Origin of the sequence: Shewanella sp. ALD9, assembly GCF_002836315.1 — a bacterium.
In the GTDB taxonomy this organism is placed as follows: domain Bacteria; phylum Pseudomonadota; class Gammaproteobacteria; order Enterobacterales; family Shewanellaceae; genus Shewanella.
Genome location: NZ_PJCD01000003.1, coordinates 144,864 through 170,770, shown reverse-complemented (window position 1 = coordinate 170,770; position 25,907 = coordinate 144,864). Strand labels below are relative to the sequence as shown.

Genomic DNA, 25,907 nt, shown 5'->3' with positions numbered 1-25,907 from the left:
CTGCGCTTCTAGGGCGGACTGCGTCCTGCTAAGGACAGCTGCGCTGTTAAATGTAAATCGATAGCAAGCGATGAAAAGCGATATCAAGCGAACTAGATTCTAGTCATCTAGGCCTTTGGTTTTATAGCAGCGCAGCTGCTCTAGTCGTCTAGACTCTAAGCTCTAAGCCTTTGCATTTATAGCATCTAGCAGCGAAGCGCTCTAGTAGTCTAGACTCTAAGCTCTAGGGCTATGCATTTATAGCATCTAGCAGCGCAGCGTTCTAGGCTGTTGCTAAGATTTTATAGCATCTAGCAGCGTAGCGCTCTAGTTATCTAGGCCTTTTCTTTTAGCTACTATGATCAGCTAAGCTATTCTGCTAAACAACCTAACACTCTATTTCTGCCACGGTCTTTGGCTAAGTACAATTGTTTGTCTGCCGCTTCAACTAAATTTTTATTCGGCATATCATACATTGGCACTACCGTTGAAACCCCTGCGCTTACAGTAACAAATTCAGATATTGGTGAATTTAAATGAGCTATTTTTAATGACACTATACTGTCAACAATTTGCTGAGCCACATAAGTTCCGCCAATTAAATCGGTGTTTGGTAGCACGCAGATAAACTCTTCACCACCATAACGCGCGACTAAGTCATAAGGACGATTAACGGTGTCTTGAATCTTCTGTGCAACGATGCGTAAGCACGTATCACCTTCAGTGTGGCCGTAAGTATCATTAAAGTGCTTAAAGAAATCGATATCCAATAAAATAATGGTCAATGGCTGTTTTTCACGCGCACATTGTAACCAACTTACAGGCAACACTTGATCAAACTTACGCCGGTTAGCGACACCGGTTAATCCATCTAACAGTGCAATAGAGCGTAATAAATCAGTTTGAGATTTAGACATCATCTGATTTTTAATACGTGCTTTAGTGATAACCGGGTTAATGGGTTTATGAATAAAATCGACTGCCCCTAACTGAAATCCTTTAACCTCTTTAACTTCATCAAAATGACCGGTGACAAAAATAACCGCCACATCTTCGGTATCGGGATCTTGTTTCAAATGTGCACACACATCAAATCCATTGAGCATCGGCATTTCAATATCTAACAATACGATATCTGGTTTGACTTTTTTACACATATCAATGGCTTGATGACCATCGCGAGCCATATAAATGTCGTAATCCGCTTGCAAGAGTTGATGCAATATTTTGATGTTCACAACTTGATCATCAACTAACAGTATTTTACCTCTAACAGGCGCAGAACCTGAAATATACTCATCTATGAACACGCATCACTCCTTAATTATCGATTTTAATGTATCGACAGCATCCAAGAACTCAAGTTGGCTCACTTGGTTTTTTAATCTTAACCACTGTTTATCTGGCACCACGTTGCTTAACAGGCGCTCAAGATACTCAATGGCATCTAAATTTTGATCAACCAATAATGCCATTAATCGATCGGTTTTATCCGCGTCTATGCTTTGTATCGGCAATACAGCGCTATTATCAAGTGTGCGAGTGGTTAATACAGCACTTTCATCTGGAAATAGAGTATCTAACATATGCAGGCTATCATTTATCTGGCCTTGCATTTGGCTTAAACAAGCATCTGAATCAACATTAACAGCATTTTTTATATTGTGCTCTAGTGTGGCAGCAAAAGCTGCCAGCCGCTTAGCACCAATATTACTCGAAGTGCCTTTAATTGTATGAGCAATACTACTGATAGCATTGTCATCTTCGAGTGCAAACGCTTGCGTAAGTAATGATAATTGCTCTGACATTTCTGATGCAAAATGATGTTTCACATCAATGAAAAAGGCAAGTTCACCACCAAAACGACGTAAAATAGAATCAGGATTTTCGATAATCGCATCATCGTCGCCATCATTACGCACCTCAGGTAACGCAACAGGCGGATTATTAACAGTTGAATGATAATAAGCACTATTATCTTGGCCTAGCAGGTTAAGTATACAAGGTAACAAAAGTGTCATGTCTATCGGTTTACCGATATGATCATTCATCCCCGCGTCTAGGCATAAAGTTTTATCGGCAAGCGATGCGTTAGCCGTCATCGCTAAAATAGGTACATCATTAAATCGGCCATCGGCACGAATAATACGTGTTGCTTCAAGTCCATCCATTACCGGCATTTGCATGTCCATAATAACAATATCAAATTGATTATTTGACTTAGTGACCCAATCAACACCCTCAATACCGTCTTTAGCCAATGTAACAATCGCACCTTGTAGACGTAATAATTCATCAATAACTTGGCGATTAAGCTGATTATCCTCAACCACCAGAACCCTGGCACCTTTTAATGCTAAATTAGTTATTTTTCTAGATTGTATTGGCTGTTCTAAACCATGAATGGCTCGGTAAACCGACTCGAGCATCAAGTTCGCCGTCACCGGTTTGGTCAACATACTCACAAAAGGCTGTTGGCGATATTGTTTAGTTTGTTCCATCACCTCTGCACCATACGCGGTCAGCATAATAATGGCCGGAGCTTTACCTGCCGGAAACATCGCTTGAATATGATTGGCGGTTTCTAAGCCATTCTTATCAGGCATGCGCCAATCCATAATAATCACATCATAATGATTGCTAGCATTTAAGCTTTGATCAATAAGATTGATAGCCTGCTTGCCGTTATGAGCCTCATTAACATAAGCACCATGGGCCATTAAGGTTTTGGATAAAATTTTACGGCTCATCTTACTGTCATCAACAATCAGAATATTCTTACCCTGTAAGTCGATATCTAAATCGTTATTCTTTATTTCAACAATATTGAACGTCAAATCAAACCAAAAGCGACTGCCCTTGCCAACATGACTCGATAACGTTAATTCACCGCCCATTAACTCAACTAAACGTTTAGTGATTGCTAATCCCAATCCTGTACCGCCGAATCGTCTTGACGTTGAAGACTCTGCTTGGACAAAACCTTGGAAAATTTTACTCCCTTGTTCAGGACTGATTCCGATACCCGTATCGGTAATCGAAATGGTTAAATTCGCTTGGTTAGCAATACATTCATTGCAGTGTACACTGACAATAACATGACCTTCTGAGGTAAATTTAATCGCATTACCCGCAAGGTTTAACAACACTTGGCGCAAACGAAGTTCATCACCTTCAATAAGGTATGGAATGGCAGGATCTAAATCAAAAATAACTTCTAAATTTTTACTGTGTACATTGGTCGCCAGCATCACCGCTAGCTCACGCATTAACGTTTCCAGTTGAAACGGATGCAAATCAAGTTCTAACTTACCAGCATCAATTTTAGAAAAGTCTAAAATATCATTTAACAGCCCTAATAATGACTTAGCAGCTATTTCAGCCTTAGAAACATAATCAGCTTGCTGACGACTCATATCAGAATGTTGAATAAGTTGTAGCATGCCTAATACAGCATTCATTGGGGTACGGATTTCATGACTCATATTCGCTAAAAATTGAGATTTAGCTGCACTGGCTGCATCTGAAGCTTGTTTCGCTAACCGCAAGGTTTGCTCTAACTCGCGTTGCTCAGTAATGTCGCGGTTAATCCCGACCACACGCACCGGTTTACCTGATTTATCGTAACTAATATGGGCACCAGCATGAATATAGCGAATCTGATTCGTACTGGTAATGATCCTAAAAGTAGGATCGTAAGGAAGGTTTAAGTCAATGGCTTGTTTTAAAGCGAGTTCAGCCATAGCAAGATCATCTGGATGGACCCGTTTTTGCCAATGTTGGTAACTTAATTCCTCTTCCGTAAGCGCTAATGGATAATCGTACATGGCAAACATACGATCGTTCCATTGCAAACGATTAGTGTGAAAATCTAAATTCCAAATACCTAACTCAGCCACCTCAGCCGCTTTGGACAGTTGGTTACTGGCTGATACTAGTTCTTCTTGTTGTTGAAGCATCACATCAATATTAACCGCTACCCCTAAATACCCAATTATCTCTCCATTTTGATCGCGCATAGCGGATACCGACAACGACACTTGGCACTGAGATAAATCTTTACGAATATACGTCCAAGTACGCGTTTCAGGCCCTTGTACTCTTGGTTTATACACAAACACGTCAAAAGCAATAATATCTTCGCCAAATTCTTTGGTTAACTGTTTACTGCGTTCACGGATCTCCGAAGGTAAATGCCATATTGCAGGGCTTTGCTTACCCACTATCTCTTCAGCTTGATAGCCAAGTAATAACTCGGCACCGCGATTAAAAATATTAATAATACCGTTATTATCGGTGGAAATAATGGCTATTTCTGATGCAGCTGCAAGCACATTGGTAAGTAAGGAAGCCAGTTCATTCTTTTCAAGCTGGGTATTCTTACGTTCAGTAATATCAATTCGCAGTGCAAAGCAGCGTTCAAGGTTATCGTCCGCATCCATCACAGGCGCAATGACCGTATCAAACCACTTAACATTACCCTGACTATCATGGTTACACACTTCATCATGCCAAGTTTTACCAGCATTAATGGTTTGCCACATATAGGCCCAAAAGGCATCATCATGCTGGTTAGATTTCAAAATTGAATGCTTCTGACCGATCATTTGTTCACGAGTAAATCCAGATGCTAAACAGAAATAATCATTTACCCCCAAGATAACGCCGTCTTTATCCGTTTCAGAATAAAGCAGCTGCTGGTTAATATTATCCAGTAAGGTTTTATTTTCTGACAGTGCTTGCTGTAACGCCTGGGTCCGCTCGGTAACTTTACGTTCAAGGTTGGCATTAATATTTAAAATTTGCTTTTCAGCATTCAGCTGTACCGTAATATCTCGAATAGTCTGGCTGACGCCGATTATTTTGCCAAACTCATTATAAATAGCCAATGAGGTCATCGACGTTGACAGTAGTGCATTGTCTTTTCGTTTATGTTGGCTAACAAAATTTAATAACGATTTACCGCTAAGGACCTGATTAAACTTTTCAGCTTCTGCATCATATCCATCGTTAGGAACAATGAACGTTGTTTTATTGAGACCTATCACCTCATGTTTTTCATAACCAAAAATCGTTACTGCGCCATCATTCCAACTGGTAATAACACCATCACAGTCAAAACTAATAATCGCATCAAGCGAATGTTCTAAAATATTGGCACGTCTTTCATTATCTTCCAAAATTAGGCGCTTACGACCTAATGCGTAGCCGTAAAAACCAATAAGCCCGCCCAATAACAAACTAACAATCGCACCATAAATGAACACAATATTAGAAGAGGTTAAATGTAAACCACTGACAAACTCGGGATAAGCCACTAACGATACATGCCATTTACGCCCAAATATCTCTCGATCTAATGTAACTGAATAATCCGATAACGGATTTACATCATCTAAGTGGGTTTCATAAAACATGACATTATTTTGAGCATCGGTCACATCATTGATCAATAATTTTGTGGTCTTACGGGATAAACTGATCTTATCAAACACTTCATTGGCAACTAACGGTGCATAACTCCAACCAAAAGCTTGTTGCTCCCTTAATGCTTCGGTTGATGGGGTAAAACCAGTACGGTAAATGGGCATTAAAATGAGAAAGGCTTGTAAAGGATTACCTGTTGCTTGCACTAACGTGATCGGCCCAGTTAAGCGCACTTCACCAGTTAAATACGCTTGTTGTGCGGCATTTTTGCGGTTTTGCTCAGAGGAAATATCCAAACCGACAGCGGCAAGATTACGCTCAATGGGTTCAATATAGTCAATCAAATACCGTTCATCATCATGAGGGTTAAGCTGACGTACACTGTAATTTGGCCAATCATCAAGTTTAGCTTTGGCAACAAAATCAGCTTCATCGGCTACAGGAACACGTCGGATATAACCAAACCCACGAGCGCCAGGGAATTCACTCTCAATATCACGCGTTAAGCTATATTTTCTAAAAATTTCGCGGGTTATTTTGTCTTCACCGATAGTGGAAACGGCACCTCGAGCACCTCGTAAACCATATTGATACAAAACGATCCGATCAATAATATTGTTAGCAACTTGTTCAGATACCGTTTCGAGAGATTGAGTAATGATGGTGTTATTTTGATTCTTAACACTTAAAACAGTAACAAAACTAATGACTAAGCCAAAAGCAAATACTCCAATACCCAATTTAAGCGCATTTTTATAACTAGATAGTATGGTCATTTTTATCATTAGTTAAGTGTCATAGGCATTAACTTTGGACGACAAAATAGTTTTTTACAAGCTAGACACTGAAAAATATAGTGTTTCCCAATTTAAAGGCGATAAACAGTAGTAAAAGCGATGACGAGCGGTAGCAAGCGATAACAAACGATTAAAAGCAATTAAAAGCGGTAAAAGGCGATAATCACAGATAAATGACTAGAAGGCTGATGACGGGCGAAGAAAAGCGATATAAAAAGATGATTTAATTAAGGATAAATCATGATATTAGGCAGCCTCGCTTCCCAGCTCCAACCCGCTTGTCATCGCTCGTTATCATCCCAGCTCTAACCCGCTTGCCATCAGCTCCAACCGCTCGTTTATCATCTCAGCTCTAACCCGCTTGTCATCATCTCAGCTCTAACCCGCTTGTCATCATCTCAGCTCTAACCCGCTTGTCATCATCTCAGCTCCAACCATCTTGTCATCATCCCAGCTCTAACCCGCTTGTCATCATCTCAGCTCCAACCCGCTCGTTATCATCTCAGCTCCAACCCGCTTGTCATCGCTCGTTTATCATCTCAGCTCTAACCCGCTTGTCATCGCTCGTTTATCATCTCAGCTCCAACCCGCTTGTCATCGCTCGTTATCATCTCAGCTCCAACCCGCTTGTCATCGCTCGTCATCATCTCAGCTCCAACCCGCTTGCCATCATCTCAGCTCCAACCCGCTTGCCATCATCTCAGCTCCAACCCGCTTGTCATCGCTCGTTATCATCCCAGCTCTAACCCGCTTGTCATCGCTCGTTATCATCTCAGCTCTAACCCGCTCGTTATCATCTCAGCTCCAACCCGCTTGTCATCGCTCGTTATCATCTCAGCTCTAACCCGCTTGTCATCGTCTCAGCTCTAACGCCCAACTGTCGTTTCGGTTAATGCGTCAAACTGAATGATATAATAATGGCCATCACTTTTGTCTTGCTGGTTATTGACCACTGGAGACTGATGTAACTTATTCACCGTAACTAACAACTTACCATCAGCCGTGGTTGAAAAGCCGTCAGACCAACTGAACTTGTCATCATCTTGATACAAAATATGATATTGACGATCTGTGTCGATATAACCGACAGCATTATGGCTTATGTCAGTAACATAAATGTTGCCGCCATTATCAATGGTGATGCCGTCGCTAATCGGTTTATTGGCATAAAACTCTACTTTGCTGCGTAACATATTAGCCGATAATTTAGCATCCAGTAGGTATTGAGTGTGCACCCGATATAGCTTCTCACCACTCAATGCACCAAAATAAACCCACTCGTTGTTCGGATCTACGGTCAGAGAATCAACCCCTATACGAATAGGCTGGCCACCGATAGATAAAGTATTGCCATCAATCACCGTATCAACATCTTCGGGACGGGTATAAACGCTGCCATCTAATACTCGTCTTGTTGTGCCACTCGTTAAATCAACCACAATTAATGCTGCATTACTGCCACCAGCAGGATCGGTGATATAAACCGTTTCGTGCTTTCTATCAACCGCAAGATCATTTAAAAATGAATTACTGGGCAATACTGACGCAGTTAAAGATATTGTTTTGTATAGGCTGTTTTGTTGAGTATCCCAACCGATAAGTCGCCCGACACCATCAGCGGAAGCGGTTTCAAGCATCCATAAAATACCCTGTTCATCAATTACCACGCCCAAAACAGGATTAAGATTTTGATTAAATTCTGTATTGGGATAATCAACGATAGAGCCATCTTTTTTAAGCTCAACAATTCTCGAATCAACACCGTAAAAGTGATGATTACTCATGAACACTCGCCCTGTAGACGACACGGCCACATTACCAGGAGGATGCTGGCTATCTAGCTCGCGAAACACCGAATAATCAGCGGCAAACACTGTGCTGGTTAATAGGCTACTCAGCAACACCAAAGACGCAATCACTCGCGCTTTAGATAACAACACTATTTTAGGTAATACGTTCATTCTAGATGCCATCACGGTTTTAGATTCAAATAAGCTTTTAAACATCATAAATCAGATCCCTACAGTGCTTTTAATGAGCTAATGATATCTTCAGGATCAAGACGGTAAGTATAATCAGCATCAACAAATGCTTTCACAATGGTGCCATCTTTGGCTACTACGAATGTCGCAGCAAGCGGAAAATCAAACTGTTCAGCACCATTATGTTTCTCAACTTCGACACCAAATTTCTTATAAAGATCACGAATTGAATCAGGTAACGTAAACACCAGTCCAAGCGCTTTGGCATACTCGGCATTCACATCTGACAATACATCAAACTCAAGTTCATTTTTCTCTGCCGTTGAAAGTGACATATCAGGTAACTCAGGCGTAATGGCCACCAGTGTTGCCCCTAACTGTTTAAATTCAGCAAGATGCTGCTGATAGGCACGCAAGGCTAAATTACAATAAGGGCACCAATTGCCACGATAAAATGTCACCACAACCGGTCCATTGGCTAACAAATCGGTTAAATGACGGGTAACGCCCAATGCATTCGTTAACGAAAACGCAGCCAGTTTATCGCCAGCCTTAGGCGCATTATCAATAATGCCGGATAACTTCAGATTTAAGGTCGCATCCGACATGATCGCCAATACCTCTGCAGGTAAGTTGGCTGCAGAGGCATCTCGTTTTTCAGTCAGTTGAGTGGATAATGACATAATGGCTTCTCAGATTATCTTGAATTTTCATTCAAGATAATCAAATCATGTCAACAACGCAAGCAGTTTTTGAACAATCATTCAAGTAGTGGTATTATAGCGTCAGTAACGATTGAGGATCGATGTCATGGCAAAGAAAAATTTTGAACGAGCGGACGTATTAGATAAGGTCATCACCCTATTTTGGCAAAATGGTTATGCCGCATCGAGCATTCAGCAAATCACTAAAGCCACCGGATTAAAACCGGGTAGCTTATATTATGAATTCGATAGCAAAGAAGGCTTATTCCAAGCAGCCTTAGCACGCTACGCCACCTTTTCGATTGAGGCGATACATCAACTGATGCAACAAGCTGACGATGTCAAAGTAGGTATTAGACAGATCCTCGACAACATTGTCGAGCAGTCAAAGTCTTGTGATTACTGTGGCTGCTTCTTAATCAAAACCCAACTTGAACTCGCCTCTCAAGGCAACGAGCTATACAAATTTGCCTCATCACAATTAACTGAGATTGAGCATGTATATCAACATTACCTAAGCCAATTATTTGAGCCTGAAACCGCTAAAGCCTATGCAGCTCAACTGATGACCGTCACATTTGGGATCCGCATCTACGGCTATCAATCAGAATCAGCAGCAACCCAAACCAACACCATCAACGCGCTACTGCCATGGTTAAAGGAAGAGTGTTAAGCCTGTGCATTACCCAGTATTTTGATAGTTCCCCCTGCTATCACGGGACTGAATGTAGACAGTTTAACCACATTGTTATTAATGATAACTACGGTATCTTGGTGCAACAGTTTACCTATGTAAGTGGTCGCTCAACGTCAAACGTTCCAATGACCACATTACTTTGATTAAGTCCTTTTGCGCACGTTGCCCACACGTAAAAAAACAGCCTCGCAATACGAGGCTGTTTAACCTTAAGTAACCTCAATTCGGGTTAAGAGGTGGGATATGTAAGGCAAAATGAAAATATTCAGCCTATTTAATATCAAACTTGTCGTTTGTTTTGCTAGCAAGGCGCATAGACGCATCAATAGCGAGCCTATTGCAAGTCAATGCAACACAGTTAGCGAGACAAATGGCTGTTTGATAACCGCTTATTATCCCGAGCTGAGGTTAAGTCACTACTGTTTTTTTGTCTCTGGGTAGATACTGTTCCACCACTGTGGTTCATCTTTTAACTTCATATCGAACCATGCCATAGTGGTATTCCACCAATCAAAGCGGGCTTGGCGGCTATTGATGTGATGGTCTTGATCGTTAAACTCAACCAACTCAACTTCTTTGCCTAATAGTTTAAGCGCGGTGTACATGTAATGGCTTTCACCTACAGGTACGTTGGTGTCAGCATTACCGTGAATAAGTAATAACGGCGTGGTAATTTTGTCTGCATGGTATAGCGGGCTTTGCTCTACATAGAGCTCTGGATTATTCCACGGAAAACTGCCGCGACTGGCCACGCCAGAATAACCATAACCCCACCAGCCATGGCCCCAGTAAGACGACAAATTACTGATCCCCGCATGCGACATTGACGCCGCAAATATATCGGTTTTTGTCGCCAAATACATAGTCATAAAGCCACCATAAGATGCGCCCATATTGCCCACGCGTTTAGCATCAACCGACGGGTACGCATTTAAGAAAGCTTTAGTGCCCTCGATAATATCGTCAGCGCTGTACTTGCCCCAGGCATTCACATGACGGCCACTAAAAGCTTGGCCATATCCGGTTGCACCGTTTGGTTGCACAACATACACAACATATCCCTGGGCTGCCCATAAATTAAATGGCCAACGCCCGGTAAAATGACGCCCTACAGGTGAGGTGCCGCCATAGTAATACACTAATGCGGGATACTTTTTACTGGCATCAAAGTCGGCAGGTAAATAAACACGACCATCAATGTTATGCCCATGGGTATTCGTAAAATCAAAATCTTCAATTTTACCCAAACGCGTGTTGGCATAGCTCAGTTGTTGACTATCAAACAGCAACTGTTTGCGGCTTGAATTAACTGCCATTTTATAGGCTTTTTGCGGCGCAGTGGCTGAGGTACCTGCAAATACCAATGTCGGCGTAGATTGTTCAATGGCAACACTAAAACCGTCGATCATATCCACACCAGTGTCTATTCGATTAAAGCGTGTTTTGCTTTTATCAAATAAATACAAAGGTGCACGGTCGCCTTCGGTTACCGTCACAATTAAATCATCATTTTCAAGCTTGGTCATGCTGCCTATGGAAGGATCAAACGCTTTACTGAGTGCACTGACATTGCCTTTAGCATCACGCCAATATAACTGACCATCATAGTCGTTCACTTCAATATTAGGATCTTGTATTCCTGTGCCGTCCATAAAACGCGGCCCAGCGGTAATGTACATGCCGTCATCAGCATATAGTGCACTATTAAAACTGCGATACTCACCTATCATGGTTTCGCTTAAATCAGCTAACGTCAGCTCAACAAGCTGCGTTATTCCATGGGCTGGCTGTGCATAATCCACAGGCGAGCGCGTTAACAATAGTTTGCCTTTATCTGCATTACTGTCTAACAAAGAACTGCTGACGTTGTTGTCTGTAAGTTGACGAATAAAGCCCGAGGCAACATCTACTTGATAAAGTTGACTGTTGTTACGCCAATAACTCCAGCGGTCTTCTAATGCTTGAAAACGTTTTGATGTCGCTTTCTCATCGGCTTTAAAAGGCTTTTCCCAGCTAAATAACACAGTGTTACCTAACCACTGTAAACCAGACACATTGTCCATATCAGTCGCGACAACGTTAATGCTCAAATCAGCAACATTAAATAATTGAATTTGTTTGTTAGCCACAAAGACGAGCTGTGAAGAGTCGCTTGACCAAACCGCACTGCTTGGGCGGTTATCTTGCCAGCGGTACATCACGCTGTTGTCCGATAATTTACGTAACTCGGTCACTTGAATCGGCGTATCGCCTTGGCTAGCTTGGTATTCAATGGTCGATTGCAATAAATACTTGCCATTAGGTGACAAGGTTAAGCCACTGATCACTTTTGAATCAAATAACTGCTCCGCAGATACTCGCTGTGTTTTTTGTGCAGCAAAGTCGAGATTATCAACTTCACTTTTGCCCTGCCAATCAAGGCTAAATTCGTTATCTTGCGCTTGGCCATCGGCCAATACCACAAGGTGGTAGTCACCATTTATCAGTTCAAGTTCGACTTTATCGGCAGATTTAACCAATTGCCCATTCAAATACACTTGAGGATTTTCAAGCCCTTTAACGGTTAATGTGCCTTGGGTAAAACGATCTGTCGACATTGTCACTTGATAGGCTAACCAGCCCTCGCCTTCAACCTTAGTTGATGCAGCTTGCCAAGACAGTGGTTGATTAAATACCGTCACCTTACTGGCGTGATTAGCCTGGCTAAGCTGAGCAACCAAATTAGCACGCAGCGCATCTGCATGAGCACTTTTCGATAATGGCGCTGCTGAGACTTGATTTACTGGGCCGATTCGCTGAATGTACTTAGCGTCAATTTCTGCCCCGTGCGCCATGCCCGATATTGCAATGGCTAAACTGGTTAACACCAGAGAAAACGTTTTCATTACCTGTCCTTATTGTTGCTTTTTTATTGATTCTTTATGCAAGTGTGACAAAACTGACCGATAAATGCATATTTTTTGTGTATCAATAATTGTCGCCTTTTATATGCGGATCATTGATTAACAAGGATAAGTGAATTAACGATGGGTAAGTGAATAAAAGAAGCAATACAGTGAAAATGGAAATGGAATAGAAACCGCCAGTATTAAACTGACGGTTCATCTGTTTTGTGGCGGGCCAACTTACACGAGCAAAACGCGATTAATGACCAAATTTAACTCTTATACCTGCGTTAGCAATAAAGCCATCGTTACGTGACCAGATATCGGTAGTCCATTGGCCGCTAGGCGCTCTATTAGGCAGTAACATTGGATGTTCATCGGTTTGTTTTACATCGAGTAAGTTTTCTAAGTTAATAAACCAACTGACTCTGCCCACAGTAATTTCGCCCATTAAACCGAGATGCCAATAAGGATTGGTTTCATCAATATAAGGGTTATCGTTAACGTTTTGGGTGCCGGTATAATAAGCTTCAAAGCCCGCTCTAAAGTTGCCATGTTGCTCCCACATAGCGACAAAACCACCAGAATGACGTGGTGTTAAAGCAATGGCTCTACGGCCGTCTCCGTCGGGTGACACTTCAGTTGCATCTAAATACAAGTAACTTGCTGTAAGCTTTACATCGCCTAAGTAGTAACGCAGCAACACTTCAGAACCGCGGATCTGACTTTCGCCGGGTGCATTAACTAATCTAACAGCATCTAATGAACCATCGTTATTGGCAGAGAAAGCCTCTAAACCCGTGACGTTATCCACATTCGAGCCAAACAAAGTCAAACTCGTTTCCACATCATTAAAGGTATAACTCACATCAAGCGATGCCGTTTTAGCGCGCTCTTCTTGTAAGTGGTCAATCGGCGCTAATCTTGATAATCCTGCGGCCTCAATCTCTTCAACAAACGGCGTAGGGGCAAAGTACCCCTCCCCATAAGAGCCTCTTATGGTTAAGTCACTTGGGCGATAAAGCACCGACACTCTTGGGCTAAATTGAGTACCATATTCACTGTGCTCATCAATGCGCGCACTGTAAGATGTGGTGATTTGGTCTGTCAGCTCATAATCAAGTTGAGCAAATGCACCCGGAACTTTATAAGAATAATCGAACTCAGGGTACGTGTTAGAGGCAAAGATTTCAGACTGATAGGCTAAACCAACAACCCAATCACTGTTATCGGTATAACCTGCAATGCTATTTTCAAGTAAATAACTCTCGTGTTGATCTTCTTCTATATCGGCACCATAAACATGCACATGATCTTGTACCATCGCCGATGCGCGAGTATTAAACGTCAATGACTCTAATAACGGCATACTAAACACTAGGCCGCCATCAAGCCTATCGGAATCTTGCGATTGTTCAAACGAAGTGCCATCAGCGACCGTGTTATCACCTAAAGTACCGCCAGTGCGCTGCTCGGTCATAAACCCGCTAGTCACATACAGTGTTTGTCCTTCTTGTCCTTCCCAAAATAATCGCGGACGAACTGTGTATCGCTCATAACCTGCCAAATCGATCCAGCCGTCATTATCAATATCTTGCTTGTCTTGATAATGAGCTCCTGCCGTCACCGAGCCTTTTACATTCTCGCTCAATGGCGACTCAAAATAGGTGGTCACATCCTGACCATCGCGCGTGGTTGCATTGACCAACACTTCACCACTGAGTTCATCGCCAGGCGTTCGAGACACAAGGTTAATCACCCCACCGAGTGCTGAACCACCATAAAGTGATGATGCCGAGCCTTTAATAATTTCAACGCGACTTAAATCAGTCGGCGGCACTTGCAACAAACCAATCGACCCTGCTTGGTTACCATACAGCGGTAAACCATCGGCCAGTAATTGGGTATAACGACCATACAAGCCTTGTAGGCGAATATTGGCACTGCCTAGCGCCGGTGAGGTAGTTTGTAATCTTACCCCACCCGTTTCAGCCACCAGCATAGAAATATTACCCGGTCTCATCGCTGCTTTTTCTTCAATCTCTTCGCGGTTAATCACCTCAACTCGAATAGGCTGTTCATCGGCAATCCGCCCAGAGCGAGTGGCTTGTATGACAATGGTTTCCATTTCTTCTTCGTGTTCATGCTCGTGTTCATCAACATCCGCTTTTGGGTCATCATGCTCAGAATGTTGAGGGTTTTCACTGTGACTTTCACTGTGACTCTTAATGTCATGCTCACTGTGATTTGCACTCTGCCCAGACGTATTTATCGAGTCGTCCACCGCACTGGCTTCACTCACCCCAATAACACCTAGCGACAAAATTAATGACGCCGCGGAATAACTCAACATACAACTTCCTTATAACAAGACATTATCGAAAATGATATGCTTAAGCTTAAAGGTTACAGCCACTGGAAGGTCAATATGAAAATAAGTGAATTGGCATTAATTGCTCAGGTATCGGTTAAAACCATCAGATACTATGAGCAGATTGGTCTACTCTCCCCGCCAATCCGTACCAGTAATGGCTATCGTCATTACCAAGAAAAAGACATCAAGACATTGGTATTTATAAGACGATGCAGAGAATTAAACATCGGACTCGATGACATCAAGCGCTTGGTGGATACACAACAAGACCCAAAATCGTCGTGCGCCTTGGTCGACAATATTATTGCCGAACAACTTGCTCGTATTCAACAAACCCAGCGAGAATTAGCATTACTAGAACAATCATTAGCCGCACTCGCGAGCTGCTGTAAAAGCCATCAGATTAAGGATTGCAGTATTTTACAGACGCTGAAATCGGCTTAGGCTAAAACAAGAATAACTGTTTTTTAATCGTTGAATAAGGGTTTATTGCGCTTTACTGCATGCATCTAAACGACTATGATTCCGATCCATTAGGTGTTGCGTATACGGTACGGTTAATCCTCTCATTTGCGAGAGAGTTAAATCATGATAACAACGCTAGTTTTGTATATTATTTAACATAAGAAAGGATCATCTGGGCACCCAGAAAATGTATGGATACAATTATGACAACACAGACGATAACAGTACTTTACTACCCAGCTGAACTCGCCATTAAACCCATAGCCGAAGTGTTATACGATCTCGAAGTAGGCGTGAGCGGACGTGTGATTATCCCAACGGAATACAAAGTAGATAAAATCATCGTGGCGGTATTTAAAGGTGAAGTTGAAATGTTGAATGCACTTGGCGACCGAGTGGCATCTGAGCTTAATGACGTTGCCTAGAGGTAATATCATTAATGACTATAAACGGCTTAACCAGCATAGAAGTCACTTTATAAGCTTGACGTGAAAACAATCACTTTTATCTGGTTTAAGAGACGTGTTTGCATGAACACGCCTTTAACATCGACCAAGATCGGCAAACGATATAATGTCCGATATGATGCCAAGTATGATTACCCTCTTAATCTAATCCCTCTAGTAATCTCATCCAAAGTAATCTCATCCAAAGTAATCTCACCCAAAGTAAATCGTGCCACAAGCAGAATACTAAGCACTAGGCTTTGCAGCATTCTCGTTAAGTGTTTAATTAATTTCACTTAGTCGGCGACCTTACGGTTAGCTAATAGTGGTCGTAAATCATTATCGAATCATCTTAAATAAATGACCGTTACAGTATTTTCTCAGCAGCGAAGCTGTCCTTAGCAGGACGCAGCGCACTAGAATCTAGTTCGCATGTTCCCGCTTGTTATCTATTTCCTCGCCCGCTACCGCTTGTTACCGCCTGTTACCGCTCGATATCGCATGTTCCCGCTTGTTATCTATTTTCTCAGCAGCAAAGCTGTCCTTAGTAGGACGCAGTCCGCCCTAGAAGCGCAGCGCACTATCCGCGTAGCGGCCTAGAACCTAGAAGCGCAGCGCACTATCCGCGTAGCGGCCTAGAACCTAGAAGCGCAGCGCACTATCCGCGTAGCGGCCTAGAACCTCGCAAAATCTCACAACCACTGCTAAGTTAACTAACCGTACTGAATACAATTAAAGGACTAACATGCAAATCATCCACCATGGAGCGGTAAACGGCGTAACAGGATCATGTCATCAACTAGATGTGAATAACGACAATAATAATAATAACAGTCATAACCACGGAAACGGCAACAACATCAGCAGTTATCTTATCGATTGCGGACTGTTTCAGGGAGCAGAAACTGCCGGAAAAAGTTCAGCAGAACAGCTGCAAATCACCTTTGACATTAGCAATATCAAAGCCCTCATTATTACCCATTGTCATATAGACCACGTAGGGCGAATTCCCTACTTACTGGCAGCAGGATTCAATCAGCCTATTTATGCCACAACCGCCACAGCGGCACTATTACCACTGGTAATAGAAGATGCCTTAAAAGTCGGTGTCACTCGCGATAAAAAACTCATTCAAGCTTGCGTTAATAGACTCAACAAACTGCTTGTAGCTGTAGATTATGGCCAGTGGATAACGCTACCAATCAACCCTCCGGCAATAACGACAACAAATTCAAATAGCGCTTCAATCGAAACAGAACTGACAGCCGCAATATATACCAGCGCGAAACTTAAATTTAAACCTGCCGGCCACATACTCGGCTCAGCCTATGTCGAAATAGACTTAAGCAGCCCTAAAACGAATGCCAAAACCAGCAACGCAAATCACCGCGTGGTATTTTCTGGTGACTTAGGCGCAACCTATGCGCCGTTACTTGCTAGCCCCAAAAGCCCGTATAGAGCAGATACCTTAGTCATTGAATCCACCTACGGCGATAAAAATCATCAAGGGCGTAAAGAACGAAGCCAACAACTCAAAAGTATCATCGAAAGCGCCGTAAAGGATAATGGCGTGGTACTCATTCCTGCATTTAGCATCGGCAGAACCCAAGAGCTATTATACGAATTCGAACACATCATTCATCGCAATAAACACAACCCAGTATGGCAAAACATCGACATTATCGTCGACTCCCCTATGGCCGCTAACTTCACCGAGAAATATCGTCAGTTTAAAACACTCTGGGACAACGAAGCCAAAGGTAAACTTGCCCAGGGACGCCACCCACTCGACTTCAACCAACTCATCACCATAGACAGCCACCAAGACCATATCGCCGTGATCAATTATTTAGACTCAGTTAATAAGCCCGCCATTATCATCGCCGCATCCGGCATGTGCACCGGCGGGCGAATAAGCAACTACCTCGCTCGCTTTTTATCAAAACCCACCACAGACATACTGTTTGTCGGCTATCAAGCACAAGGTACTACAGGCCGAGACATACAAACCTACGGCCCACAAGGCGGATACGTTTACATCAACGAAGAAAAAGTTGATATCAAAGCCGCCATCCACACCATCAGCGGCTACTCCGCCCACGCCGACCAACACAACCTCATCAACTTCGTCAAACGCATGCACCACAAACCCAGCCACATCAGAATCGTCCACGGCGACAACGAAGCCAAACAAGCGCTAGCAAACGAATATCAAAAGTTACTGCCAGAGGCAGAAATTGTTATCGGTAAGGAGTGATAAAGCCTAGATCGCTGCGCTGCTAGTACGCTACGCGGCTAGATTCTATAAAATCTTAGCAACAGCCTAGATCGCTGCGCTGCTAGGACGCTACGCTGCTAGATTCTATAAAAGCAAATAGCACAGCGAAACTGCCCTAAACTTAGCAGCAAAGCAAAGCTAGAATAAATGGAGAACACATGAGATTTGAACAATTAGATGTATGGAAAAGAGCATCCAGATTATCTTGTGAAATTTATAAATTAACGGAAAAGGTTGATAATTGGGGTTTCAAAGATCAGATAACACGTTCAGGCTTATCTGTTCCATCAAATATTGCAGAAGGTGAAGAAAGGGATACAACAAAGGAAAAAATAAGGTTTTTATACTATGCAAAAGGTTCATTAGGCGAGTTAGTAACCCAGCTATACATAGGAGTTGAAGCAGGATTTTTAGACAAAAAAACTTCATTAATGCTAGTCAACGAAGCAAAAGAATTAGCAAAAATCATCGGAACAATGATCAAAAATAAACAGTCAAAGATTAAAGATGCTAGAAAGCTGAGAACAGAGCCTAGAGTCTAGCATCTAAGCTCAACAGCGCAGCAGTACTTAGCAGGACAATGTCCGCCCTAGAAGCATAGTGCACTAGATTCTAGCATCTAGCATCTAGCATCTAGCATCTAAGCTCAACAGCGCAGCTGTCCTTAGCAGGACGAAGTCCGCCCTAGAAGCGCAGCGCACTAGCATCTAGCATCTAGCATCTAGCATCTAAGCTCAACAACGCAGCTGTCCTTAGCAGGACAAAGTCCGCCCTAGAAGCGCAGCGCACTATCCGCATAGCGGCCTAGAACCTAGAAGCTAGTGACTACTTTAGCGATATGCTCTGCTTGCGCTTGTGACATTTCTGGATCTGTTGACTCTACCATTACGCGGATAAGCGGTTCGGTGCCAGATTTACGTAATAATACTCGACCGTTTTCGGCAAGTATGGCTTCGGCTTCTATCACCGCTTGTTTTACGGCTTCTGACGCTAAGATTTCATCAGCGTTATTAGCGGTTAGCCGAACATTGAGCAGTACTTGAGGTAACTTTTTCATGCCCGATACAATCTCAGCTAATGACTGGCCAGACTGTAATACTGCTTGTAATACTAATAATGACGCCACAACAGCATCGCCAGTTGATGCATGGTCAAGGTGCAGGATGTGACCAGAACCTTCGCCGCCTATGCGCCAGCCTGTGGCTTTTAATTGCTCAACCACATAACGGTCACCGACTTTGGCGCGTTTAAACGGGATATCCATTTCTTTTAACGCGATCTCAAGACCAAGGTTAGACATTAACGTACCAACAACACCGCCACTTAAAGTACCTTGTTGCTTAGCTGTTTTGGCCAGAATATATAAAATTTGGTCGCCATCGACAACATGGCCATTGTGATCAACAAACATCACCCGGTCAGCGTCACCGTCCATCGCAATGCCTAAGTCAGCTTCATGTACCATAACCGCTGTTTGCAAACTGTCTAAATGGGTCGCGCCGCAATGGTCGTTAATATTGGTACCATTAGGCTTATCATTAATGCTAATCACCTCAGCACCTAATTCACGATATACATTGGGTGCAATATGATACGCCGCACCGTTAGCACTATCGACGACAATTTTAAGACCTGCTAAGGTTAAATCTTTAGCAAATACGCCTTTACAGAACTCAATGTAACGACCCGCTGCATCAGTAATCCGGCGGACTTTACCTAACAATTCAGATGAAACACATTCCATCGCATTATGATTTAACGCCTGGTCGAGTAATGCTTCAATTTCAAGCTCCTGCTCGTCATTAAGTTTAGTACCCGAATTTGAGAAAAACTTAATACCATTATCATAAAAAGGATTATGTGAAGCACTGATAACAACACCAGCATCGGCACGGAATGTAGAGGCTAAATACGCCACTGCAGGGGTTGGCATCGGGCCAATTAATGCCACATTTACACCAGCAGCAGACAAACCGGCTTCAATAGCCGACTCCAACATATAACCACTGCTACGAGTATCTTTACCAATCAACACTTCTTGTGTACCGGTTGACGCTAAAACCTTACCCGCAGCCCAACCTAACTTCATAGCAAAATCAGGCGTAATAGGAAACGTCCCCACCTTTCCACGTACACCGTCGGTGCCAAAATACTTACGAGACATAAAAACTCCAAAATTAAAAATTAAGTACCTAGGGCGTGACTTCGTCACTGCTAAGTTCTAGGACGGACTTCGTCCTGCTAGGTTCTAGGAACTCGCAGGCTCGCCAGAGAGCGGACTGCGTCCTGCTAGAGTCGCTCCGCGTCTTAGATTCTAGGCCGCTACGCGGATAGTGTGCTGCGCTTCTAGGGCGGACTTCGTCCTGCTAAGAACAGCTTCGCTGCTAAGATTTTATAGCATCTAGCAGCAAAGCGTCCTCGAAGACCGAAGGTCGTCCTAGGAGCCGCAGGCGCCCTATTCTTAACATCTAGCTGCGTAGCGTCCTAGCAGCGCAGCGCTCTAGGCTTTTAGCTAATTGCAAAAAGCAAAAAACCAACTTGATATAAGTTGGTTTTTAAAATTATCAGTAAAAAATTACTGCTCAAGCATAATCTTTTCAACACTTTTTTTGAAATCTGCGCCTAACTTAGCATCGCGTAGGCCATATTCAACAAAAGCATTCATATAACCCAATTTATCACCACAATCGTGCGACTTACCAGTCATGTTAAATGCTTCAACGGTATCTTGCTCAATTAGCATATCAATCGCGTCAGTTAACTGAATTTCATCACCAGCACCCGCTGGTGTTTTAGCCAATAAAGCCCAAATTTTTTCAGATAACACGTAACGACCTACTACCGCTAGATTAGACGGTGCTTCACCAATAGCAGGCTTTTCAACCATTCTTTTAATCTTAGCGGAATCACCTGGTGCTATCTCAACACCATTACAATCGGCTATACCGTATTTATTAACGTCACATTCAGGTACTGGTGCAACCATAATCTGGCTAGCAAAAGAGGCCTTATAACGAGCAATCATCGCCGCCAAATTTTCAGTTTTTTGGTTCGCAGTATATTCATCTAGAACAACATCTGGTAACACTACTGCAAACGGGTTATTACCGATACAAGGGTAAGCACATAATACCGCATGGCCGAGGCCTTTGGCTTCGCCTTGACGAACATGCATTATAGTCACATCTTTAGGACAAATTGCTTGAACTTCTTCAAGTAATTGACGTTTGACTCGTTTTTCAAGCGTCGACTCAAGCTCGTATGATTTATCAAAATGGTTTTCAATCGCATTTTTACTCGCGTGAGTAACTAACACAATCTCTTTAACCCCAGCAGCCACACACTCATTAACGATATATTGAATTAACGGCTTATCAACTAAAGGCAGCATCTCTTTGGGAATAGCTTTAGTGGCGGGTAACATGCGGGTACCTAAACCAGCCACTGGAATAACAACTTTCATAATAAATCCTTGTCAAATAGACCTAAACTGACTGTAAACGTAACGAGTAATAAACATAAATTAACAACTAGCTTAAACTAACAACTAACTGAAACTCGATAAATCATCAGTTATAAAGAATAAAGAGTAAAATATAAAACACTAAGAAATAAAGTTAACGATTTTTTTTACTGATGCACTATTTTTGGCTTTTTGTTGATACACTAAATCACAAATGCCATCCGTTGGTGCAAAACCTGTTGGCGTGCTAAGTAAAATGTCTCGAATCAATTCATGGTCAAAATCATGACAAGCAGCATCTAAGCGATCGAGGATGACAGAATACTCTTTCCAGGTCAGATATAACTCGTTTGCCGTCATAATCCGTTCGTGTTCAGTACCGGTAACATCATCACCAATCAGCAGTTCTTCGTATAACTTTTCACCTGGGCGCAACCCACTAAACTCGATAGCAATATCACCATCAAGATTGTTATCACTGCGCACTTCATAACCACTTAAACGAATCATCTTTTGAGCTAAATCAACAATCTTGACCGAGTTACCCATATCCAACACAAAAACATCTCCGCCCTTGCCCATAGCACCAGCTTGGATCACTAATTGCGATGCTTCAGGTATGGTCATAAAAAAACGAGTGATATCAGGGTGCGTGACAGTAACTGGGCCACCGTTAGCAATTTGGGTTCTAAACAACGGCACTACCGAGCCCGATGACCCAAGCACATTACCAAACCGGACCATACAAAAACGAGTTTGATGATTTTCACGAGACAGCGCTTGCAGCACTAATTCCGCCATCCGTTTAGTTGTGCCCATCACATTAGTTGGCCGCACGGCTTTATCAGTAGACACTAATACAAAGGTTTCAACTTTAGCCGCTATAGCCGCTCTAGCAGTATAAAGAGTACCAAATACATTATTACGTACACCTTCTACTACATTATGTTCAACTAAAGGTACATGCTTGTAGGCTGCAGCATGGTAAACAGTTTGTACTCCAAAAGACTCCATAACCGCTTGCACACGATTCTCACGTTGCACAGAACCTAACAAAGGCAAAATTCTAACGTTTAAGCCGAGTTCTTTAGCCGTAGAATTTAACTCACGCTCAATGGCATACAAGGCAAACTCAGACAGTTCAAAAAGGATTAATTTTTTAGGCAACTGTTTTAAAATTTGCCGACATAATTCAGAGCCAATAGAGCCACCCGCTCCGGTCACCATCACCACTTTATCTTTAATATTGGCAGTCAACAGATCTTCTCGAGGCGCAACGGCATCACGCCCCAGTAAATCATCAATTTCGACTTCTTTAATATCAGTGTAAAGCTTAGAGCCATTAACCAAATCAGACATAGCAGGAATAGTTAATACCTGTACTGCTAGTGGTTCAAGCCGAGTCAGAATCTCCTGGCGCTTAGTTCGACTAGCACTAGGCATCGCGAGCAAGATTTTTTTTGCTGTTTTCTGTTTAATCAATTTACGGATAATAGAGGGAGAATGGACATGAACTCCTTGAATAACAGTTCCATGCAAGGACTCATCATCATCCACAAAAGCAAACGGATAATATTCATGACTTTGCACCAATGATGTCAATAACTGCCGACCGCTGACACCTGCGCCATAAATAATCACTGGTTCACCGAAGCGTTTCATCCCGGTTCCGACTAACGAACGCACTAACGCACGCGATCCACCCACAAGCACAAGGGCAAAAGCAATGTAAATTAATGGCACTGTTCTTGGGATACTTACGTTTGCATAAAATGACACCAAAATCAGCGAAAATGTTGAAAAAGCAACCCCCCCTAAAATAGCCATAAGGGCTTGTAAACCCATATACCTTAATACCGCTCGATAAAGCCCAAGCCGAGTAAATACAAATAAACTAAAAGGCACAACGGTTAACATAACAACCCAGTTGGAAATGTTACTTAATACATTAACATCATCAAGTCGGACTAATAATGCACCAAAAAAAGCCACCATTAAAAATATTGAGTCTACAACAAGGCTCACTAAGCGTTTTTTAGCTCTAGATAAGGAAAATATGGTTTGCAAAAAGTCCATTTTCCGCTCCTAATATTAAAGGTGAACAAACAATTATACTAATAACAATAAAATTACTTTCAATTTTAACGAAATAAATTATGAATATTTAACGATAGAATTCACGAAACCAATCAACAAAACGTTTAACACCTACTTGTACACTGACCTCAGGGATATAACCGGTTGAAGCAAAAAGATCTTTGGTATCTGCGTAAGTTTGATAAACATCACCAGCTTGCATTTCACGAAAGTTCTTACGTGCTGTGATACCTATTTCAGTTTCAATCGCTTCAACAAAATTCATTAGGTTAATCGGACTGCCATGACCAATGTTATACACCGCGTAAGGTGCAGAACTAGATGCCGGTGAGCCACTTTCGACTTTCCATTGAGGATTAACAACAGGAATAATATCAGCGGCTCGTACAACGCCTTCTACAATATCATCAATATAAGTAAAATCACGCCACATATCACCATTATTGTTAATGTCTATAATGTCACCATTAAGTATCTTTTTAGTAAAAATATATGGAGCCATATCTGGACGTCCCCAAGGACCATAAACAGTAAAAAAGCGTAACCCCGTTGTTGGTAAATGATATAAATGGGAATAGCTATGGGCCATTAACTCATTGGCTTTCTTAGTTGCTGCATACAAAGATACTGGATGGTCAACACTATCTGATGTCGTAAAGGGTGTTTTTTCATTTAAGCCATATACAGAACTCGATGAAGCATAAATTAAGTGCTTGACGTTATTATGACGACAGCCTTCAAGTACGTTTAAATGACCGACTAAATTAGAGTCTGCATAAGCATGTGGGTTTTCTATAGAGTAACGAACACCCGCTTGTGCAGCAAGATGAATGACCTTATCAAACTGATAAGTTTGAAATAACTCAGACATTACTGGACGATCTGCGATATCCATTTTAATAAAAGTAAAATTTTCATGATTTTCAAATTGAGCAAGCCGAGCTAATTTTAAGTTAACATCGTAATAATCGTTTAAATTATCAATACCCACCACATTATGACCAGCTGCTAATAATTTTTGAGTGGTTGCTGCACCAATAAATCCTGCAGCACCTGTAACTAAATACTTCATGTTATTCCTTAACAAATTTAATAAATGATACTAAAGGCTAATCACTACCGAATAAATCACGAGTGTAAACTTTACCAATAATATCATTTAGCTCATCAACCATACGATTAGAAACCACAACATCAGAAATTTGCTTAAATTCCTCCAAATCTTTAATAACACGAGAGTGGTAAAATTCATTTTGCTCAAGAGACGGCTCATACACAACAACCTCAATCCCTTTAGCCTTAATTCGTTTCATAATACCTTGAATTGCGGAAGCTCTAAAGTTGTCAGAACCTGTTTTCATCACTAACCGATATACACCTACAATGGTAGGATTACGTTTAATAATAGAGTCGGCAATAAAATCTTTACGTGTAGTATTGGCATCGACAATTGCACTAATTATATTATTCGGTACTTCAGCATAATTCGCTCTTAATTGCTTAGTGTCTTTTGGTAAACAATAGCCACCGTAACCGAAAGATGGGTTGTTATAATGGTTACCTATCCGAGGGTCTAAACTCACTCCTTGGATAATTTGCTTGCTGTTTAATCCATGAGCCTCAGCATAACTGTCTAATTCATTAAAATAGGCAACACGCATAGCAAGATACGTATTAGAAAATAGTTTTATAGCTTCTGCTTCAGTAGAATCAGTAAAAAGTGCTTCTACATTTTCCTTTACAGCCCCTTGCTTCAATAAATCTGCAAAAACCTTAGCTCTTTCACTCTGCTCACCTACAACAATGCGGGAAGGATGTAAATTATCGTAAAGCGCTTTACCTTCACGTAAAAATTCAGGAGAAAAAATAATATTATTAGTGTTATATTTTTCTTTTATTGATTGTGTAAATCCAACAGGAACTGTTGACTTAATAACCATAACAGCATCTGGACAATACACAATAACATCTTTAATCACAGCTTCTACTGAAGAAGTATTAAAATAATTTGTTTCAACATCATAATCCGTTGGTGTAGCAATAATGACAAATTGAGATTTTTTATAAGCATTAACTTTATCTGTTGTAGCACTGAACATCAAATCTGTACGTAATAAAAAGGTACTTATTTCTTTATCAACGATAGGTGACAGTTTAGCATTTAATAAATCAATCTTAGAACTATCTATATCTAATGCTATAACATTATTATGTTGTGCTAGTAGCATCGCATTAGACAAACCAACGTAACCGGTGCCAACTACTGTAATATCCATATAAACCCTTAAAAATCAAAACGAAAAACATTAAAAG

The 25,907-nt window shown here is 41.8% G+C and carries 16 protein-coding genes; 5 read left to right on the top strand and 11 right to left on the bottom strand.

What is annotated here, in order from left to right:
- Window positions 1–350: 350 nt before the first annotated feature.
- The 4 genes from CXF88_RS08405 to CXF88_RS08390 all read right to left on the bottom strand — a co-directional run bounded on the left by CXF88_RS08405 (window position 351) and on the right by CXF88_RS08390 (window position 8,868).
- Window positions 351–1,289, bottom strand: coding sequence for a diguanylate cyclase (locus CXF88_RS08405; protein WP_101086464.1), 939 nt, complete (start codon window positions 1,287–1,289; stop codon window positions 351–353).
- A gap of 3 nt (window positions 1,290–1,292) precedes the next feature.
- Window positions 1,293–6,182: a PAS domain S-box protein gene (locus tag CXF88_RS08400; protein ID WP_101086463.1), complete on the bottom strand. Its 4,890-nt coding sequence runs from the start codon at window positions 6,180–6,182 to the stop codon at window positions 1,293–1,295.
- Between the two features lie 887 nt (window positions 6,183–7,069).
- Complete coding sequence (locus CXF88_RS08395) at window positions 7,070–8,212, bottom strand: L-dopachrome tautomerase-related protein (protein WP_101086462.1); 1,143 nt, start codon at window positions 8,210–8,212, stop codon at window positions 7,070–7,072.
- 11 nt (window positions 8,213–8,223) lie between these two features.
- Complete coding sequence (locus tag CXF88_RS08390) at window positions 8,224–8,868, bottom strand: peroxiredoxin-like family protein (RefSeq protein WP_101086461.1); 645 nt, start codon at window positions 8,866–8,868, stop codon at window positions 8,224–8,226.
- 127 nt (window positions 8,869–8,995) lie between these two features.
- On the opposite strand from CXF88_RS08390, the gene CXF88_RS08385 reads away from it, so the two are divergent.
- Window positions 8,996–9,562 (top strand): TetR/AcrR family transcriptional regulator, encoded by a 567-nt coding sequence (locus CXF88_RS08385; RefSeq protein ID WP_101086460.1) that lies wholly within the window; start codon window positions 8,996–8,998, stop codon window positions 9,560–9,562.
- A gap of 440 nt (window positions 9,563–10,002) precedes the next feature.
- Here CXF88_RS08385 and CXF88_RS08380 read toward each other — a convergent pair whose 3' ends face one another.
- Window positions 10,003–12,471, bottom strand: coding sequence for a prolyl oligopeptidase family serine peptidase (locus tag CXF88_RS08380; RefSeq protein ID WP_101086459.1), 2,469 nt, complete (start codon window positions 12,469–12,471; stop codon window positions 10,003–10,005).
- Window positions 12,472–12,730: 259 nt separating this feature from the next.
- Window positions 12,731–14,824, bottom strand: a complete 2,094-nt coding sequence (locus tag CXF88_RS08375) for a TonB-dependent receptor (protein ID WP_101086458.1) — start codon at window positions 14,822–14,824, stop codon at window positions 12,731–12,733.
- A gap of 75 nt (window positions 14,825–14,899) precedes the next feature.
- Here CXF88_RS08375 and CXF88_RS08370 point away from each other — a divergent pair, with 75 nt between their 5' ends.
- From CXF88_RS08370 to CXF88_RS08355, 4 genes are all read left to right on the top strand, one after another.
- Entirely contained in the window at window positions 14,900–15,289 is a 390-nt protein-coding gene (locus CXF88_RS08370) for a Cd(II)/Pb(II)-responsive transcriptional regulator (RefSeq protein WP_101086457.1), read from the top strand.
- A 224-nt stretch (window positions 15,290–15,513) separates the two neighbouring features.
- Window positions 15,514–15,735, top strand: coding sequence for a DUF2375 family protein (locus tag CXF88_RS08365; RefSeq protein WP_101086456.1), 222 nt, complete (start codon window positions 15,514–15,516; stop codon window positions 15,733–15,735).
- A gap of 766 nt (window positions 15,736–16,501) precedes the next feature.
- Window positions 16,502–18,013, top strand: a complete 1,512-nt coding sequence (locus CXF88_RS08360; protein ID WP_101086455.1) for an MBL fold metallo-hydrolase — start codon at window positions 16,502–16,504, stop codon at window positions 18,011–18,013.
- Window positions 18,014–18,192: 179 nt separating this feature from the next.
- Window positions 18,193–18,576, top strand: coding sequence for a four helix bundle protein (locus CXF88_RS08355; protein WP_101086454.1), 384 nt, complete (start codon window positions 18,193–18,195; stop codon window positions 18,574–18,576).
- Window positions 18,577–18,845: 269 nt separating this feature from the next.
- Here the strand turns inward: CXF88_RS08355 and glmM are convergent, their stop codons facing one another.
- The 5 genes from glmM to CXF88_RS08330 form a co-directional block, all read right to left on the bottom strand.
- Window positions 18,846–20,198: a phosphoglucosamine mutase gene (glmM, locus tag CXF88_RS08350; protein WP_101086453.1), complete on the bottom strand. Its 1,353-nt coding sequence runs from the start codon at window positions 20,196–20,198 to the stop codon at window positions 18,846–18,848.
- A gap of 411 nt (window positions 20,199–20,609) precedes the next feature.
- Window positions 20,610–21,497, bottom strand: a complete 888-nt coding sequence (gene galU / locus CXF88_RS08345) for a UTP--glucose-1-phosphate uridylyltransferase GalU (RefSeq protein WP_101086452.1) — start codon at window positions 21,495–21,497, stop codon at window positions 20,610–20,612.
- A 141-nt stretch (window positions 21,498–21,638) separates the two neighbouring features.
- Window positions 21,639–23,573, bottom strand: a complete 1,935-nt coding sequence (locus tag CXF88_RS08340) for a nucleoside-diphosphate sugar epimerase/dehydratase (RefSeq protein WP_101086451.1) — start codon at window positions 23,571–23,573, stop codon at window positions 21,639–21,641.
- Between the two features lie 88 nt (window positions 23,574–23,661).
- Window positions 23,662–24,666, bottom strand: a complete 1,005-nt coding sequence (locus CXF88_RS08335) for an NAD-dependent epimerase (RefSeq protein ID WP_101086450.1) — start codon at window positions 24,664–24,666, stop codon at window positions 23,662–23,664.
- Window positions 24,667–24,703: 37 nt separating this feature from the next.
- Window positions 24,704–25,870: a nucleotide sugar dehydrogenase gene (locus CXF88_RS08330; RefSeq protein ID WP_101086449.1), complete on the bottom strand. Its 1,167-nt coding sequence runs from the start codon at window positions 25,868–25,870 to the stop codon at window positions 24,704–24,706.
- Window positions 25,871–25,907 lie beyond the last annotated feature (37 nt).